This is a genomic window from Paenibacillus rhizosphaerae, from assembly GCF_014192015.1.
Classification (GTDB): domain Bacteria; phylum Bacillota; class Bacilli; order Paenibacillales; family Paenibacillaceae; genus Paenibacillus_AQ; species Paenibacillus_AQ rhizosphaerae.
Map to the genome: position 1 here is coordinate 1,606,746 of NZ_JACHXJ010000002.1, position 15,665 is coordinate 1,622,410.

13 protein-coding genes are annotated in these 15,665 nt (G+C 49.6%); 8 read left to right on the plus strand and 5 right to left on the minus strand.

Annotation, left to right across the window (positions count from 1 at the left end):
* Positions 1-70 precede the first annotated feature (70 nt).
* The 4 genes from FHS19_RS15930 to pgmB are packed head-to-tail and all read left to right on the plus strand — an operon-like array spanning position 71 to position 6,233.
* Positions 71-973, plus strand: coding sequence for a carbohydrate ABC transporter permease (locus FHS19_RS15930; protein WP_183582735.1), 903 nt, complete (start codon positions 71-73; stop codon positions 971-973).
* A 19-nt stretch (positions 974-992) separates the two neighbouring features.
* Positions 993-1,823 carry a carbohydrate ABC transporter permease gene (locus tag FHS19_RS15935; protein ID WP_183582736.1) on the plus strand — a complete coding sequence of 277 codons (831 nt, stop codon included), beginning with the start codon at positions 993-995 and terminating at the stop codon, positions 1,821-1,823.
* Positions 1,824-1,865: 42 nt separating this feature from the next.
* The gene (locus FHS19_RS15940) at positions 1,866-3,209 is read left to right on the plus strand and encodes an FAD-dependent oxidoreductase (protein WP_183582737.1); all 1,344 of its coding nucleotides are present in this window, start codon (positions 1,866-1,868) and stop codon (positions 3,207-3,209) included.
* A gap of 51 nt (positions 3,210-3,260) precedes the next feature.
* Positions 3,261-6,233 carry a beta-phosphoglucomutase gene (gene pgmB, locus FHS19_RS15945; RefSeq protein WP_183582738.1) on the plus strand — a complete coding sequence of 991 codons (2,973 nt, stop codon included), beginning with the start codon at positions 3,261-3,263 and terminating at the stop codon, positions 6,231-6,233.
* Positions 6,234-6,505: 272 nt separating this feature from the next.
* Here pgmB and FHS19_RS15950 read toward each other — a convergent pair whose 3' ends face one another.
* The 5 genes from FHS19_RS15950 to FHS19_RS15970 all read right to left on the minus strand — a co-directional run bounded on the left by FHS19_RS15950 (position 6,506) and on the right by FHS19_RS15970 (position 10,934).
* Entirely contained in the window at positions 6,506-6,655 is a 150-nt protein-coding gene (locus FHS19_RS15950; protein ID WP_246426581.1) for a Rossmann-fold NAD(P)-binding domain-containing protein, read from the minus strand.
* A gap of 254 nt (positions 6,656-6,909) precedes the next feature.
* Positions 6,910-7,983 carry a Ger(x)C family spore germination protein gene (locus FHS19_RS15955; protein ID WP_183582739.1) on the minus strand — a complete coding sequence of 358 codons (1,074 nt, stop codon included), beginning with the start codon at positions 7,981-7,983 and terminating at the stop codon, positions 6,910-6,912.
* Positions 7,980-9,065, minus strand: coding sequence for a GerAB/ArcD/ProY family transporter (locus FHS19_RS15960; RefSeq protein WP_183582740.1), 1,086 nt, complete (start codon positions 9,063-9,065; stop codon positions 7,980-7,982). The genes FHS19_RS15955 and FHS19_RS15960 overlap by 4 nt, the downstream gene beginning before the upstream one ends.
* A gap of 22 nt (positions 9,066-9,087) precedes the next feature.
* A complete protein-coding gene (locus FHS19_RS15965; protein ID WP_183582741.1) occupies positions 9,088-10,539 on the minus strand; it encodes a spore germination protein in 1,452 nt (483 codons plus the stop codon).
* Positions 10,540-10,760: 221 nt separating this feature from the next.
* The gene (locus FHS19_RS15970) at positions 10,761-10,934 is read right to left on the minus strand and encodes a Rossmann-fold NAD(P)-binding domain-containing protein (protein WP_183582742.1); all 174 of its coding nucleotides are present in this window, start codon (positions 10,932-10,934) and stop codon (positions 10,761-10,763) included.
* A 428-nt stretch (positions 10,935-11,362) separates the two neighbouring features.
* On the opposite strand from FHS19_RS15970, the gene FHS19_RS15975 reads away from it, so the two are divergent.
* From FHS19_RS15975 to FHS19_RS15990, 4 genes are all read left to right on the plus strand, one after another.
* The gene (locus FHS19_RS15975) at positions 11,363-12,685 is read left to right on the plus strand and encodes an ABC transporter substrate-binding protein (protein WP_246426582.1); all 1,323 of its coding nucleotides are present in this window, start codon (positions 11,363-11,365) and stop codon (positions 12,683-12,685) included.
* A 97-nt stretch (positions 12,686-12,782) separates the two neighbouring features.
* Positions 12,783-13,718, plus strand: coding sequence for a carbohydrate ABC transporter permease (locus FHS19_RS15980; RefSeq protein WP_183582743.1), 936 nt, complete (start codon positions 12,783-12,785; stop codon positions 13,716-13,718).
* Between the two features lie 77 nt (positions 13,719-13,795).
* The gene (locus tag FHS19_RS15985; protein ID WP_246426583.1) at positions 13,796-14,605 is read left to right on the plus strand and encodes a carbohydrate ABC transporter permease; all 810 of its coding nucleotides are present in this window, start codon (positions 13,796-13,798) and stop codon (positions 14,603-14,605) included.
* Positions 14,606-14,732: 127 nt separating this feature from the next.
* Positions 14,733-15,665 (plus strand): class II fructose-bisphosphate aldolase, encoded by a 933-nt coding sequence (locus tag FHS19_RS15990; RefSeq protein ID WP_183582744.1) that lies wholly within the window; start codon positions 14,733-14,735, stop codon positions 15,663-15,665.

Consider the following 15,665-nt stretch of genomic DNA (forward strand, 5'->3'; position numbering starts at 1 on the left):
GTCTTGTCCATTCCGGGCGGAGGCGATTTTTCTTAGTATACAGTTATGAGAGAAGGGAGCTGAACCAACCGTGAAAAACGGAATCCGCAAAAACCGATACAAAGATAATCTGGCGGGTTATTTGTTTATTCTGCCGAATTTTTTGGGCGTATTCATCTTCATCCTGTTTCCGCTATTGATCAGCTTGGCCATGGTATTCATGGACTGGGACTATCTGCGCGGGTTCGACGGGATCGATTGGATCGGGCTCGATAACTTCAAGCAGCTGTTCCAGGACGATTACTTTTGGCAGTCGCTGAAGAACAACGTGATCTTCACCGGGGTTACCGTACCGGTAGCAATGCTCGTCGGCTTGATCGTAGCGGTCTTCTTGAATTCGTTCGTGTATTTAAAAAATTTCCTGCGCGTGCTGTTTTTCCTTCCATACGTAAGCAGCATCGTGGCAATTTCCGTCGTGTGGAGCGTCATGTACAACCCGTCGGAAGGACCGATCAACCAGTTTCTGCGGGGGCTTGGCATCGATAACGTCCCGGGCTGGCTGGCAAGCCAGCATTGGGCGCTGCCGGCGATCATCATCATGGTGGCCTGGACCTATACCGGTTATACGATGGTGCTGTACATGGCCGGGATTCAGGGAATTCCCAAAGATTTGTACGAAGCAGCCGAGGTGGACGGGGCTTCGAAGCTGAGACAATTTATCAGCATCACCATCCCGCGGCTGAAACCGACCAGCTTCATGATCGCCATCACCCTGATCATTTCGACGTTCCAGGTATTTGCCGCCGTATCCGTCATGACCAAAGGCGGTCCGCTCAATTCCACGATGGTGTTGTCGTATTACATCTACATTCAAGCCTTCCAGTATTATAAGGTCGGCTACGCGGCAACCGTGTCCTGGGCGCTCTTCCTGATCATCCTGCTGATCACGCTGTTGCAGTGGAAGGGACAGAAGAAATGGCAGGACGAGTTCTAAACAGGAGGGGACGAAAGAAATGACATTACAACGCAAGCTTATGAAGTGGATTCTCACGATCGTGTTCGCCGCGCTGGCGGTCGGCATGATCCTGCCGTTCTTATGGATGACTTCGTCGTCGTTCAAGCTGCAGTCGCAAATGTTCCAGACGCCGATCGACTGGATTCCAAACACGGTCCATTTCGACAGTTATATCGAAGTCTGGGCCGGGAAATACCCGTTCGCTTTGTATTATTGGAACTCGATCAAAATTACGGCCATCAGCGTGCTAGGTACGATCGCGACCAGCGCTTTAGCCGGCTTCGCCTTCGCCAAGCTCGATTTCAGGGGAAAAGAAGTGATGTTCCTACTCTATCTGTCAACGATGATCATTCCGACGCAAATTTTGCTCGTGCCGCGATTCATTTTGTTCGACAAGCTGCATTTGGTGGACAGCCATTGGGCGATTATTCTGCCCGGCATGTTCTCCGTGCTCGGCACGTTTATCATGCGCCAGTTCTTCAGTACCCTGCCAAACGAAATCCTTGAAGCGGCCAAAGTGGACGGCGCCGGCGTATTTCGCACCTTCTGGCAGGTGTGCCTGCCGCTGTCTAAGCCGGCATTGGTATCCTTGCTGATCCTCAGCTTCACTTGGCACTGGAACGAATACGAAGGGCCGCTTATTTTCCTGCGAACGAACGAACTTTATACGCTGCCGCTGGCGCTTACGAACTTCGTGGACGAAAATACGACCAACTATACCGCGATCATGGCGGCTTCGGTATCGGCGCTGTTACCGCTAATCCTCCTGGTGGCTTTTTTTCAACGCTGGTTCGTAGAGGGAATTGCCAGTTCAGCGGTCAAAGGCTGATTTAGATCATTTACAAGACATTTCAAGAAAGGGTGGTACTTTATGCATCAAATATTGGAGGCAGACGTCGTCGTGGTTGGCGGCGGGCCAGCAGGCATCAACGCCGCGCTGTCGGCGGGGCGGCAGGGCGCACGGACGGTGCTGGTCGAACGTTACGGATTTCTCGGCGGCATGTCCACGATTGCGCTCGTGTATCCCTGGATGACATTTCATACGATGGAGGGCAAGCAGGTGATCGCTGGCATCGCCCAGGAAATCGTCGAACGGTTGATGGCGAAAGGGGCTTCGCCCGGCCATGTCCGCGATACCTGCGGATTCGTGCGAACGGTGACGCCTTACCATCCGGAAATGTACAAGCTGCTTGCTTTAGAAATGCTGCGGGAAGCCGGGGTGAAAGTCCTTGCCCACAGCTTCATGCACGAAGCGGTGAGCGAATCAGGAGTGATCCGGGCTGTCCGATTGGCGACCAAGTCAGGGCCAATGGAACTACGCGCCAAGCAGTTTGTCGATACGACAGGTGACGCCGACCTGGCATTCTTCGCCGGCGCTCCCGTCCTGCAGGGTCGGGAATCGGACGGTAAAACCCAGCCGATGACGATGAAGTTCCGCATGAAGGGCGTCGATCTGCAGGCCGTCAAGCAGTACATGATCGAACATCCGGATGAATTCTACCGCAAGACGCCGTTCGACGACCTGGCGAAGCTTCCCTTAACGGCGGTGCAGGGCTTCTATAAGCACTGGAAGGAAGCTGGCCTGCCTATCAACCGCGATCAAGTGCTGTTTTTCACCGGGCCGGGCGAAGACGAAATCGTCGTGAATATGGTCCGTGTGCAAGGGCTGGACGGCACCGACGTGGAGCAGTTGACCGAAGCGGAGGAGCTTGGGCGTCAGCAGGTGCTGATGATTGCGGATTTCATGAAACGTGATCTCCCGGGCTTTGCCAAAGCCGAAATCACGCAGGTCGGCACGCAGATCGGCGTCCGGGAGACGCGCCGGATCGTCGGCCGCTATGCGCTGGCGATGGAGGACGTGGTGCAAGGCCACCGCTTCGAGGACGTGATCGCCCGCAGCGGTTATCCGATAGACATTCACGATCCTTCGGGCAAAGCGGTACAAGCGGCTTGGATCAACGGCGACGGCGCCTACGACATTCCTTATCGCTGCCTACTTCCACTGAACATCGATAATCTCCTGATCGCGGGCCGCTGCATCTCTACGACGCATGAAGCGTTGGCCACCACCCGACTGACGCCGAGCTGCATGGCGACCGGACAAGCCGCAGGTACAGCCGCGGCGATGGCGGCGGCGCAGGGCATTTCGCCGGCGGACGTGGACATACGGGCGCTACAGGAGACGCTGGCGCAAAGCGGAGCGATTTTGTCCTAGCTAGAGAACGAGAACCCGTCTTGGAAGCGGGAGAAGAGAGGAGAGAAATACATGCGGTCAGGTCAGGTTATCTATCCATTCGAGCCCTGGACGGTAACAGAATCGTCGTTCGACGCGGAGACGAATCAGCGGGATGAGACGGTGTTTGCCGTCGGCAACGGGTATATCGGGATTCGCGGCAACTTCGAGGAGGGGTATGACGGTCCTCCGGGAACGTCGCTGCACGGCACCTATTTGAACGGGTTTTACGATTCTTCCCCGATTACTTACCCGAAGGCGCGGCATTACGGCCATCCCCTGGTGCATCAAACGATGCTAAACGTCACGGACGGCAAACTTGTCGAACTGTACGTGGACGGCGAGAAATTCAGTTTATTCTCCGAGCGGATCAGCGAGTACAGCCGCAGGCTGGACATGCGGAAAGGGACAGTCATCCGGACTCAGGTCTGGGAGACGGGGACAGGCAAAAAACTACGGATTCGCATCGAGCGTTTTGCCTCGTTTGAAAGCAAGCATCTGGCTGCGATCCGGTATGAAGTGAGGCCGTTGAATTTCTCGGGGGAGATCCTGCTCGCGTCGGCGGTCGACGGGCGAGTGGCGAATCAGGCCGGGGGAGGCGACCCGCGGGCGGGTTCCGCCTTCAACGGGCAGGTGTTGCAAACGAAGGAGTCGTATGAACATAGGACGTTCTGTGCTTTGATCCAATCGACGAGCATAACGAATTTTGCAGTGATGTGCGGCGTCGAGCACATTCTCAACCATGTTTACAAGCTGGAAACGGCTGTGGCGGAACAGCGGGTCGAAAAGCGCTTCCGCGTGCAGGCAGAGGAGAACGGTACCGTCGTCCTCGATAAATTCATCGCTTATTATACATCCAAGGATGACCCGGAGGAGGAGCTTCTACAGCTGGTCACGGATGAGCTGGAAGCTGCCCTTACGGCAGGTTATGCCGAGTTAGCCGCCGCGCAGCAAGCCTATCTGGACGAGTACTGGAAGACCGCGGATATCCTAATTCAGGGGGATGCCGAGCTGCAGCAAGCGTTGCGATTCAACGCCTACCATCTGCTGCAGTCCGTCGGCCGGGACGGCCGGACCAACATCGGGGCGAAAGGGATCACGGGAGAAGGGTACGATGGCCATTATTTTTGGGATACGGAGACCTATATTCTTCCTTATTTCCTGTACATTCAACCGGAGATCGCCAGGCAGCTGTTGAAATACCGGCATTACATTCTCCCGAAAGCCAGGGAACGAGCGCGGGAAATGGGCGAGGCCGGGGCGCTGTATGCCTGGCGGACGATCGGCGGGGAGGAAACCTCGGCGTATCCGTCCGCCAGCACGGCCCAAATCCATATCAATGCGGACATTTGCTACGCTTTGAAGAAGTACGTGGAAGCGACGGGAGACAAGCCCTTTCTGTATGAGGAGGGGGCGGAAATCCTATTCGAAACGTCGCGTTATTTCGCCGGCGTTGGGGCATGGATTGAAGGCAGGGGCTTCTGCTTCACAGGCGTGACCGGGCCGGACGAATATACGACCATCGTCGATAATAATGCCTACACAAACCTGATGATCAAGGATCAGCTCGAATATGCGGTACGGGTTGCGGCAGCCTTGAGGGAGGAGCGTCCGGAACGTTGGGCGGAACTTGTTGCCGCCTTGGGGATAAGCGAAGAAGAGGTTACCCGGTGGAGCGAAGCGGCGGCGGGAATTTACATTCATCGGCAGAACGGGCTAATCGGTCAGGATGATTCCTTCTTGAACAAGCCGGTATGGGATTTCGCGGCGACGCCCAAAGAGAACTATCCGCTGATGATGCATTACCATAGCTTGCAGATTAACCGCCATCAGGTACTGAAGCAGGCTGACCTGGTCATGGCGATGTTTACCCAAAGCCGACGGTTTGCGATGTGGGAGAAGCAGCGGAACTATAACTACTACGAGCCGCTGACGACGCATGATTCCTCCTTATCCACCTGCATCCACGGGATCGTCGGCGCCGAACTCGGCTATATGGACAAAGCCTACGGCTTCTTTCAGCAAACGGCCCGGGTCGATCTGGACGATTACCACCTCAACGTCAAGGACGGGATTCATACCGCCTCGATGGCCGGCAGCCGGTTGATGATCGTCGATGGATTCGCCGGGATGAGTGTGGTGGACGGGGCACTGCATTTCGCTCCGGATATCCCCGCCCAATGGACAAGCTACGCGTTTAATTTGCGGTTTGCGGGAAGCCTGCTGTCTGTTCAGGTGACGAAGGATCACACCATCTACCGGCTAGCGGAAGGCAAACCACTCACAATCTGCCATTTGAGCAAGCGAGTCGAGATCGACGAAGAAGTTACCCTGCCGAACCGGGCGTTGGAGGCCGTCATCTTCGATCTGGACGGTATCTTGACCGATACGGCCGAATTCCATTACGAGGCCTGGCTGGAGTTGGCGAACGAACTCGGGATACCCTTCGATAAAGCGTATAACGAAAACCTGAAAGGCGTCGACCGCCGGACTTCTCTCGAATTTCTGCTGCAACGTTCGGACCGCCACTATTCGGAAGACGAAAAAGAACGGTTCATGCAGCGCAAGAACGAGCGGTACCGGGAGCTGATCCGTCGCATCCGCCCGGAACATTTGCTCCCGGGCATCAGGGAGCTGCTGGAGGAGCTGAAGGCTTTCGGGATCCGCATGGCCGTCGCTTCGGCAAGCCGCAACGCCCCGGCTATTCTGGCTTCGCTGGGGATCACCGGCTACTTCGACGAGATCGTGGACGCCGGCATTCTCGAACGGGGCAAACCCGATCCGGAAATTTTTCTGCGAGCGGCCGAAGTGCTTGGCGTTCCGCCAAGAAACTGCCTCGGCATTGAGGACGCATCCTCCGGCGTGGAAGCGATCCGCAGCGCTAATATGGTGGCCGTTGGCATCGGCGACCCCGGGACGTTGGGCGACGCCCATCGAGTGTTTCCTTCCACAGGGATACTGAACCTAGCCTTATTGTCGGATACGTACCATTCCGTCGTTAATTAACGTAACCGGCACCCCATTCGGGTGCCGGTTTTTTCACGAGCCCGATTCACCGCGGCTCCTGTATAACGACTAGACAGTCTAAATTCTCCAAAATCATTGAGCAATATCACTTCCTATGTAGTAGGATTGCTTATTACATTAATTAGCGGCATAACAACAGGCTGCCGAGATCATCGGCAGCCTGGTCGGTTAACGGGCAGACCTACAATTCAGAAAATGAACAGCACAAACATTCAAGCCGCTGCATGATAGCAAAGGACAAAGGAAGTTGATTACCAAGCGTAAATACCTTTCTCATACAGAAACTCGCCGTTATGACGTTTGCCATTTATGGCATAACCCACGATAATGGCAGCAGCGGCTTCCTTGGATTTACCGCCTGTGGCATTGCCGTTGAGATCGGTGGTTGTGAATCCTGGCACGAACGTAAATTGTCCGAGACAGATATTGCGGACATACCTCTCAGGACTTGAGATTTTCAAAACCAAAGAAAAAGGATGGAGTCTATGCCGGTTGTCATGGAATCCGAGAAGTTCTTCTACGATAGATATAACACGCAGATAGATTCAAATTGCTTTATGCACTGGTGACATCAGCGATATGACCTTTACCGTCCTTGCCCAGATTAATCGAGATTGCAGAGTGAGTGATGATCAAAATCAAATGTATACCAACATTATTTCTTGACACCCGTTTCTGTGAGATGTACCGTAACGAGTAACCTTACATTCAATGATGGATACATTTCCTTCCATGCTTCTTCGCTCCAATTTCTAGTTTTACTTCTTACGAAATCACCCAGTCCGAGCGGATCGATTTCTTTTTCTTTTAACAAGTTTATGAGTTCCAATCCGGATGTACGGATATCTTTTTTTATACTTTCTTCAATTCTCCGCAGCTCCTGGTTCGGATAAGTAACCTCCCTTGAATCTCTAACTTTACCCTCAATGACAAGGTTGATCATCACACTTGGATACCTCGAATTTTTATAGATTCGATAATTTACCTTTGATCCGGTATTATCTATTGAAACATAAGAGCCCTCGCCAAGTTTTGCCTCAAAGATGCCGCGCTTCGTTTGATTCATAAGCAGTTTCATGATACGTGCTTGTTTTTCGTTAATGGTTACAACATATCGATCATCTTTAAATAAAGCCATGCCCGTGATTGCAACTTTGCCGTTTTGCATTTTAAGGAGCGGTAAAAAAGGATCTATTCCTTTACCTACAAGGGAATATTCGAATTGGTGAAGATTCCTGCTCGGAATGAGCCCTTTGCGAGTGTTTGTATCAAATAAATTGTACAAAAACAATCCTTTTTCTTCTCCGGAGCTGAAATTCCCTTCCAGCAGCTTTTTTGCCTCTCCGTCGACTACAGCCAAATACATCCTGCGCGAATACTGAGCGTTCCTTAAAATGACATCCAGCTCCTGAGACAAACCATGGGCTGCCTTATCTTTTCCAAACAAAACCACGGATAGTTTTCCTGGATTTATAGGCCGGACTAACTGCATGTTCATTAAGTCTGTAATCCCCGAGCTGGTATGACCTACTTTAGAAAAGAATTCGTCTGAAACGGAGCCCGGATCCCCAGCTTTAAACTTAGTAAGCCCCAGCGTAACTTCGAGTTGTCCGTTTGGCGCATTATCAAGAGCGGAGACGAGAAACAGTGTACTTCGGTCCAGAATTTGTTGTTTAGTACACGCCGTTAACAACAAGCAGGATGTCAATACGAGTAGAAGACGTTTCACGCTGTTCTTCTCACTTTCATTTTAATTGCATTGAGGATATACAAAAACGGGATATACACATATAGAATGCAGAATCCGGTCATCGATATCCATGTTTGAATCCCTTCAATACTCTTTCGGTTGGGAACACAACATACGGCAATGAACATCAGAACTAAAAAGAACGGCAGCATGGTTCGTTGCTTAACTGAAAACATGGATTTCATGATTCGGCCCGAAGACCAGGTACTTAAGCATACGATAGGGAATATTCGCAAAATCATTGCAGACGAACCAATAAATTCAAAACGTTCAATAAAGGGAAATTGAACAAATTTATACTTAGATAGGGCCGGCCAAATTTCCGTCGGTAATTGTTCAGGTTTGAACAATAATAACGAAAAGAAAATCTCGACCAAATATAAGATGGTCATCGATATAATGGCCCATTGGGACCATTTTTGTGACTTCTGCGGTGCTTTTATAAAGGTGTAACAAAATAACAGGAACTCCATTCCTCTATAAGAAAAGGACAATTCCTTGGTTGCTTTGATGAAATCCATTAGTGAGTGATCCATGATGGGCGTTAAATTGTTAAAATGAAGATATGGAAATGTAAAAAACATAGATAAAAAAAAGATTTGGTTTAGAAAACTAAGCATACAGATGCCCACGATAACTCTAAATCCTCCTGAAACCATGTAATAAGTAAGCGCCAGGAGAACCAAAGCAACAGGCCATGTTTCGAGGTCAGGAAATATCCACACCTGTATAATCTCTATAAACAGCCGAATTTGATAAATGGAAACCAGCATGAAATAAGTGATGAAGATCATGTTAAGCCCTCCGCCGACCCATTTCCCGAAGAACTGTTGATGAATCTGGATAAGATCCGCTTGGTTTTGGTTGAGGATTTGATAAATCATATACATGACGATATGTGCAATGAATGCGCATATGAAAAGGGGAAACCAAGCATCTTGACCCGCCAATTGAATCGGCTTGATCGACATGGACAAAAACTCCAGCCCGAACAGCATGGGCTGCACCATAAAGAAAATCAGATAGGGCGATACGGTATATCGTTCGTGCACTGAATTCACTGTGACCACTCCCATCACCGAATTATTCGTCGATGTCCTTTTTTTTACTTGCATGTTTTTTATCGAATCGAATGGGATGCTTTGTTCTTAAAAAACCGGGGCGTTGATAAAATTTTGAAAGCGGAGGACGTATTAACGTATCGAACAAGCCCTTGTGACGTAAAGGATAAAAAGGCACCAGGTATGGCATTCCGAGAGAAGTTAATCGCAGCAGATGAGTGATAACGGCAATGGCGCAAATATAGATCCCCAACAACCCCCATATTTGTGCAGCAATAATAAATGGAAACCGAATGATCCGTATCACGTTGCTCATCTGAAAAACAGGCATGGTGAAAGAAGCCATCGCCGATAACGCCACAATAATTAATAAAAAATTACTGGTTAGTGCGGCTTGAACAGCTGCGGTACCCAGCACGATCCCCCCAACAATCCCGATGGTTTGTCCGATTTTGGAAGGTAATCTGGCACCCGCTTCACGCAACAGTTCAATGGAAAGCTCCATGATGAGCACTTCTATAACAGGAGAAAAGGGCACATCAATTCTGGAAGAAATAATTGTGGGCAAAAAAATATTTGAAATACCGTGTCCGTGATAGGTAAGAATAGCCACGTATATGGCCGATGCAAAAACAGAAAACACGACGGAAATAATCCGGATTAACCGCATAATAGAGCCGATGATCCATGGCAAAAAGTAATCTTCATAGGAGGTGAAAAATGACCCCAGGGACACGGGGCCCAACATTGCAGTCGGGGACCCGTCAACAAAAATGCAAACCTGTCCTAGCGTTAACCCCCATGAGGCCCGATCCGTTCTTTCAGTCCCAAGCATCTGGGGGAAGATCGAGTTCGAATTGTCCTCGATTAATTGTTGAATGACAGTAATGTCCGGGATCATATCGAATTGTATGTTCTCTAAACGCTGAATGCAGGTATTTACATATTGGTCATTCGTAACGCCATCCATGTAACAAATCGCGACTCTCGATTTGGAGACACTTCCTACAATAATTTCTTTGACCCGTAACGCGGAGATAGGAATTCGCTTGCGGATCAAGTTAAGGTTCGTGTCCAGTGATTCAACAAAGGCTTCTTTCGAACCTTCTACATTGAATTCAATTTCCGGTATGGTTACATCGCGGCTCTTGGATAAAACGGCATTCACCAGTATACATTTCGGATGATGTAGACCATGCTGAATGGCCACATATCCGCGTAACAATTTATTATGAATTTGACTCAAGTCAGAAGAAATTTCTTTATCCGCAACCCGGATCAGCGGGTATAAATCATCTAAAGGAGTTTCCGGCTCCATGCTTAAGGAAGCCATGATGCGCTGATCCAAGACTTCCGGATCGGTAAGTGATTTGAAATAACCTATAAAATAAGGCTCTGTTTGGGTTTCGAATTGAAGGCAAACAAAATCGGAAGATTCCTTAAGCTCATTCCATATCTGGGGTACAGTAATCATTCATCATCACCACCGTTTGGCCTGATTTTTAGAAAATCGGCTATATTATCTCACTTGCAGAGGACAATTATGCCAATCGTCAGACTTGCTTAGAAGGAGGACGTCTGACTAATATTGTCCCAAGAAAAGCAGCAAATAAAGACGGCCCTTGGTAAAATCAGGGGCCATCTTTATTTGTTTGGCGATAGAGCCGCGGCTTGCGGTGATTTATTACAAACTGATTACCAAGGCAATTGATGGTTCATATAAAAGAATTGGCCGGTTGGTCCGTCCGCGGGCAGCGTAGCCAGCAGCACACTCGACTTACCGCCTTCCGAAGCTTCGATTTCAGCATATTGGCCGCCGATTTCGGTCTTCACCCAACCCGGGTGCGCGGAGTTGACTACCTTCAGCAAGAAGAGTTGCCGCTCTCCAACGGACCAACAATTTAGAGTTGCAATCTAGTAAATGTGATTAGCTCGACCCAAATTCCCGTAAAGATTTAATAAAAGCTAAAAACCATTGATAACCTCAAGAACCCAAAAAGGAGTTCTTGGTTTTTTTATTTTGGAATCGTAATTTTCAAAATGCTGAAGAGGCCGAGTTAATGATGCTAAAGGATATGGGGACCGATGTTGCTTCAGCTGAAGTTAATGATACTGGGACAAAAGGGAGATGAGGGTGTTTGTGGTTTTTCTAAATGTAAGCGTTGACAATTGATGATTACGTTGATATTATTCATAAATAAACCACAATATCCCATATTTATTCGCGATTTCTATGGGATTATTGACTGTTTAGGGTTGGGAACTGTTCAAAATACCACAAAGGCAGGGGATTTGTAATGAAATTGAAGAAACCCTTATCTGCAATTCTTATGACGGCACTTTCGACAGTTTTACTCCTTTCAGGCTGTGGAGGAGGCAGCAATGGGGAAGACCAACAGACGGAAACAGCGACTGCATCAAAGGGAAAAGTGACCATCGATTTTTGGACCTTCTGGGGTTCGGAAACCCGACGGCCCATTATTGAAAACATCATCGATGACTTCAACAAATCACAGGATCGGATCACGGTAAAACATACATACTACCCGTTCGGTGATATTTGGACCAAGGAACTCGCTGCAGTAGCGGCTGGAAATCCACCCGACGTCATTGTCAACACGATTGAGGCGACAGGGCAGCGTGCGGATAAGAATCAGAACACGAATCTTTCGGAATTTTTAAAGAAAGAGGATATCAAGGGACGCTTTTTCCCAGAGTTATGGGACACGGTCCTCTACAAAGGAGAAGCCTACGCACTGCCGTTTACGACAGACACAAGAATGATGTTCTATAACAAGGATCATTTCAAAGAGGCCGGCCTTGATCCTGATAAGTTCCCGGATACGTGGGCGGAACTGGAAGAGACGGCGAAAAAACTGGATCGAAAAAATGGAAGCGTATACACGCGGATCGGCTACTCTCCTCAATACGCCGGATTCGATTGGGGCAGCATCGCCATGAACTTTGATAAAGGGACCAATTTTTTTGACGATACCGGCAAGCCTGTCATCAACGACCAGGCACATCTGGATGCCATGAACTACGTGCTTGATAACGCGAATCGGATCGGACAAAAGAATTTGGATACGTTCAAAGCTTCTTTCGGCAGCAAACAGGCGAATCCGTTTATAGCCGGTCAAGTGTCCATATGGCCTGATGCAACAACCTTCTATACCCAAATCAGGGATTTTGGACAAAACCTGAATTTCGGCATTGCCCCGATTCCAGAAATTTCAAAGGATTCCGGTCATTACAGCGTCGGCGGCGGCTTTGTCCTCGAAATTCCCAAAGGTGCGAAGCATCCTCAAGAGGCATGGGAGTTCATGAGATATCTCACGGACAAATCGGCTCAGAAGTATTGGGCGGAGAAAAACTTCGACAGTGTGGCAAACCAGGAGGCGGCCAATGATCCGGAACTGCTTAAAAACGAAGTGTACAAAGCCGCGGTCGATAACATGGCGGTGACGAAAGTGTTCCCGGTGCCTCTGAACGCTCCTGACTTCTTGAATCTGATCAATCCGCAGCGGGACGCGGCCATCATGGGCAAGATGTCTCCTAAGGAAGCATTGGATAAGGCGCAGGCCGATGTCGAGAACCTCATGAAGCAAAATACGAAGTAACCGGATTCTCTTGGACGGGGAATGATCGAATAAAGGATCGTTCCCACCGAACGAATGAATCGAAGTTACGAATGATCTTGGAAAGAGGGGGATGACGATGGCCCTTTCCGTCGATAAAAAAAGATCGGGATTGCAGCAGCGGAAGGAAGCGAGACAAGGATGGGTATTCGTGTCGCCCTGGATCATCGGATTTTTGGCCTTTACGGCAGGTCCGCTGTTGTTCTCGCTATACGCAAGCTTTACGAATTATGATATTACGTCCCGCCATGACTGGATAGGCACAACCAATTACCGCAATATGCTTTTTCATGATCCGCTGTTTTGGAAGTCGCTTTGGAACACGTTTTATTATGTCATTTTCAGCGTGCCGCTCACAACGCTTGGATCGCTCCTGCTTGCCGTGATGCTCAACCGGAAAATACCGGGCATCAAGATTTACCGGACCATTTTTTACTTGCCGTCTATTTTATCCGGCGTCGCCTTATATATTTTATGGCAAATGCTTCTGACGCCTGGAACGGGCCTCGTCAATGTTGTGATTGGCTGGTTTGGAGTAGAGGGCCCGGCATGGCTGGTCGATCCCGCCTGGACCAAGCCCGCGATAATCCTGATGAAGCTGTGGAGCGTCGGTGGAGGCATGCTGTTGTATTTGGCAAGTTTGCAAAATGTGCCGGAGCAGCTCTATGAAGCTTCGGAAATCGATGGGGCCGGCGTCATCCGCCGATTCTGGCATATCACGCTGCCCATGATCACGCCGGTGCTTCTGTTCGAACTCATAACTCACATGATCGGAGCGTTCCAGATATTCCAGGAGGGTTATGTCATGTCAAGCGACATGAATACGCCGGGTTCTCCGATGAACTCATTACTGTTCTTCAATCTCCACATGTTCACAAAGGCGTTCAAAGTGTTTGACATGGGGTATGCCATGGCACTCGCCTGGTTCCTTTTTGTGGTCGTTATCGTCTTAACGATCATTAACATGGTGCTCTCAAAGTACTGGGTTCACTATGAAGGGGGAGATAACCGATGAGCACCCGAATGAGTAGCCGGATGGTGCATGCCCATAGCAATTATTATCAAAGTAGAAAGTTAAGGCAGCGAGTGGGGATGGCTGTACTCATTGCAGTGCTGACGGCCTTAGCCATGATTATATTGATGCCGCTTTGGTGGATGATTTCAACATCGCTCAAATCGCTGAATGAAATTATGAGCTATCCGCCGACCTGGATTCCGGAATCGTTCCATTGGGAGAATTACAGGCTAACTTGGAGCAGAGGAAACTTCACCCGTTATACGCTCAATACGCTTTTGCTTGCAGGGGTAGGCGTTATAACTCATGTTCTGTCCAATACATTCATCGCATACGGGTTTGCCAAAATCAAGTTTCCGGGTAGGCAAATGCTGTTTACCGTTATGCTGGGAACGATGATGATTCCTGGTTTCGTAACGCTCATTCCGACGTATATTATGTTCGCCAAGATCCACTGGGTCGGCACTTACTTGCCGTTAATGGTGCCGGGGTTGTTCGGATCGGCTTACCAGATTTTTTTAGTTCGCCAGTTCTATATGTCGATTCCGAACGAACTGATTGAAGCAGGCAAGATTGACGGAGCGAGCCATTACTACATCTGGTGGAAAATCATGATTCCACTCGCCAAGCCGGCCGTCGTTGTCATCGCGATTATGACTTTTCAGGGAGCATGGAATGATTTTCTGGGACCTCTGATTTATATCAGCAAGGAATCGATGTTCAATCTGCAAATCGGTTTGCAGTCTTTCAAAGGGCAGGAAACGACGCAGTGGCATTATTTGATGGCGGGGTCACTCATCGTCTTGGCTCCGGTGATCGCCCTATTTTTCTTCTTTCAACGTTATTTCATTGAAGGCATGAACATTTCGTCGGGTACAAAAGGTTAACGTTAACGGTTGAAGCGAAGGGTGCGAGTTTATGGACAATCTGGACACTAGTCAAACAAGATCAGTCACCGTGGGGACGCTTGCGAAGTCGTCATGAATAGACAGACATTAAAGGAGATAGATCACGATGGGGAGAAAGAAACCGGGCAATGTGATTATTCTGAAAGAAGGATTGGAGCAAGCAGAGAAGAACGGCTATGCGCTGGGTTCGTTCTCGCCAAGGTATACGCCGATGATCGCCCCTGTTCTAAGAGCCGGGCAAAAAGCACAATCGCCGCTCATCGTACAAATTTCAAGCAAGGAGCTTGTCCGTTATGAGATCACTCCGAAAGAATTCGCCGATGAATTTTACGAGATGATCAAGTCGGAGATGATTACCGTGCCGGTCATGCTGCATTTGGATCATACGAAAGAAATGGCGGTTATCCGTGACGCGATCGAAGCGGGGTTCACTTCAGTCATGATCGACGCCTCCGAAAAACCGCTAGAGGAGAATATTTCCGCCTCAGCGGAAGCGGCTGCCTATGCTCACTGTCACGGCGTCTCGGTGGAAGCAGAACTCGGCATGATCGGTACAACCGATTTCGTGGAGACGGACAAAGACGAGGAACTATACACGGACCCCCTGGAAGCTCTTCGATTCGTTCGAGATACGAAGGTCGATGCCCTAGCCGTATCCTGCGGGACGGCGCATGGCGTCTATATGGTGAAGCAGCCTCGCATCGATTACGACCGGCTGCAGTCGATCCGTAAACTGACTCCGGTACATCTTGTTCTGCATGGAGGTTCAGGGGTCCCGGCCGAGATGATAAGAAGGGCGATTACCCTTCCTGGTGGCGGTGTCAGCAAAGTAAATATCGCCACCGACCTGGAACTTGCATTTCTCGGAGCGCTGGGCAGATCAGAGCGCATGACCAACGAAGAGTGCCGGCTTTTATCCCCGGAAGACCTTGAGAAAGGCCGCGCTGCAGTCGAAGCCGTCGTATCCGATAAGATCGCCAACTTCCTCGGCAGCTCGGGGAAAGCAGCCTTTGAATCCATCGATTGGAGTGAGGGATAA

What these genes read in the sequence shown, in the direction of transcription:
- FHS19_RS15935 (WP_183582736.1), top strand. Translation starts at nt 993, where the DNA reads ATGACATTACAACGCAAGCTTATGAAGTGGATTCTCACGATCGTGTTC.
- FHS19_RS15940 (WP_183582737.1), top strand. Translation starts at nt 1,866, where the DNA reads ATGCATCAAATATTGGAGGCAGACGTCGTCGTGGTTGGCGGCGGGCCA.
- pgmB (WP_183582738.1), top strand. Translation starts at nt 3,261, where the DNA reads ATGCGGTCAGGTCAGGTTATCTATCCATTCGAGCCCTGGACGGTAACA.
- FHS19_RS15965 (WP_183582741.1), bottom strand. Translation starts at nt 10,539, where the DNA reads ATGATTACTGTACCCCAGATATGGAATGAGCTTAAGGAATCTTCCGAT.
- FHS19_RS15975 (WP_246426582.1), top strand. Translation starts at nt 11,363, where the DNA reads ATGAAATTGAAGAAACCCTTATCTGCAATTCTTATGACGGCACTTTCG.
- FHS19_RS15980 (WP_183582743.1), top strand. Translation starts at nt 12,783, where the DNA reads ATGGCCCTTTCCGTCGATAAAAAAAGATCGGGATTGCAGCAGCGGAAG.
- FHS19_RS15985 (WP_246426583.1), top strand. Translation starts at nt 13,796, where the DNA reads ATGGCTGTACTCATTGCAGTGCTGACGGCCTTAGCCATGATTATATTG.
- FHS19_RS15990 (WP_183582744.1), top strand. Translation starts at nt 14,733, where the DNA reads ATGGGGAGAAAGAAACCGGGCAATGTGATTATTCTGAAAGAAGGATTG.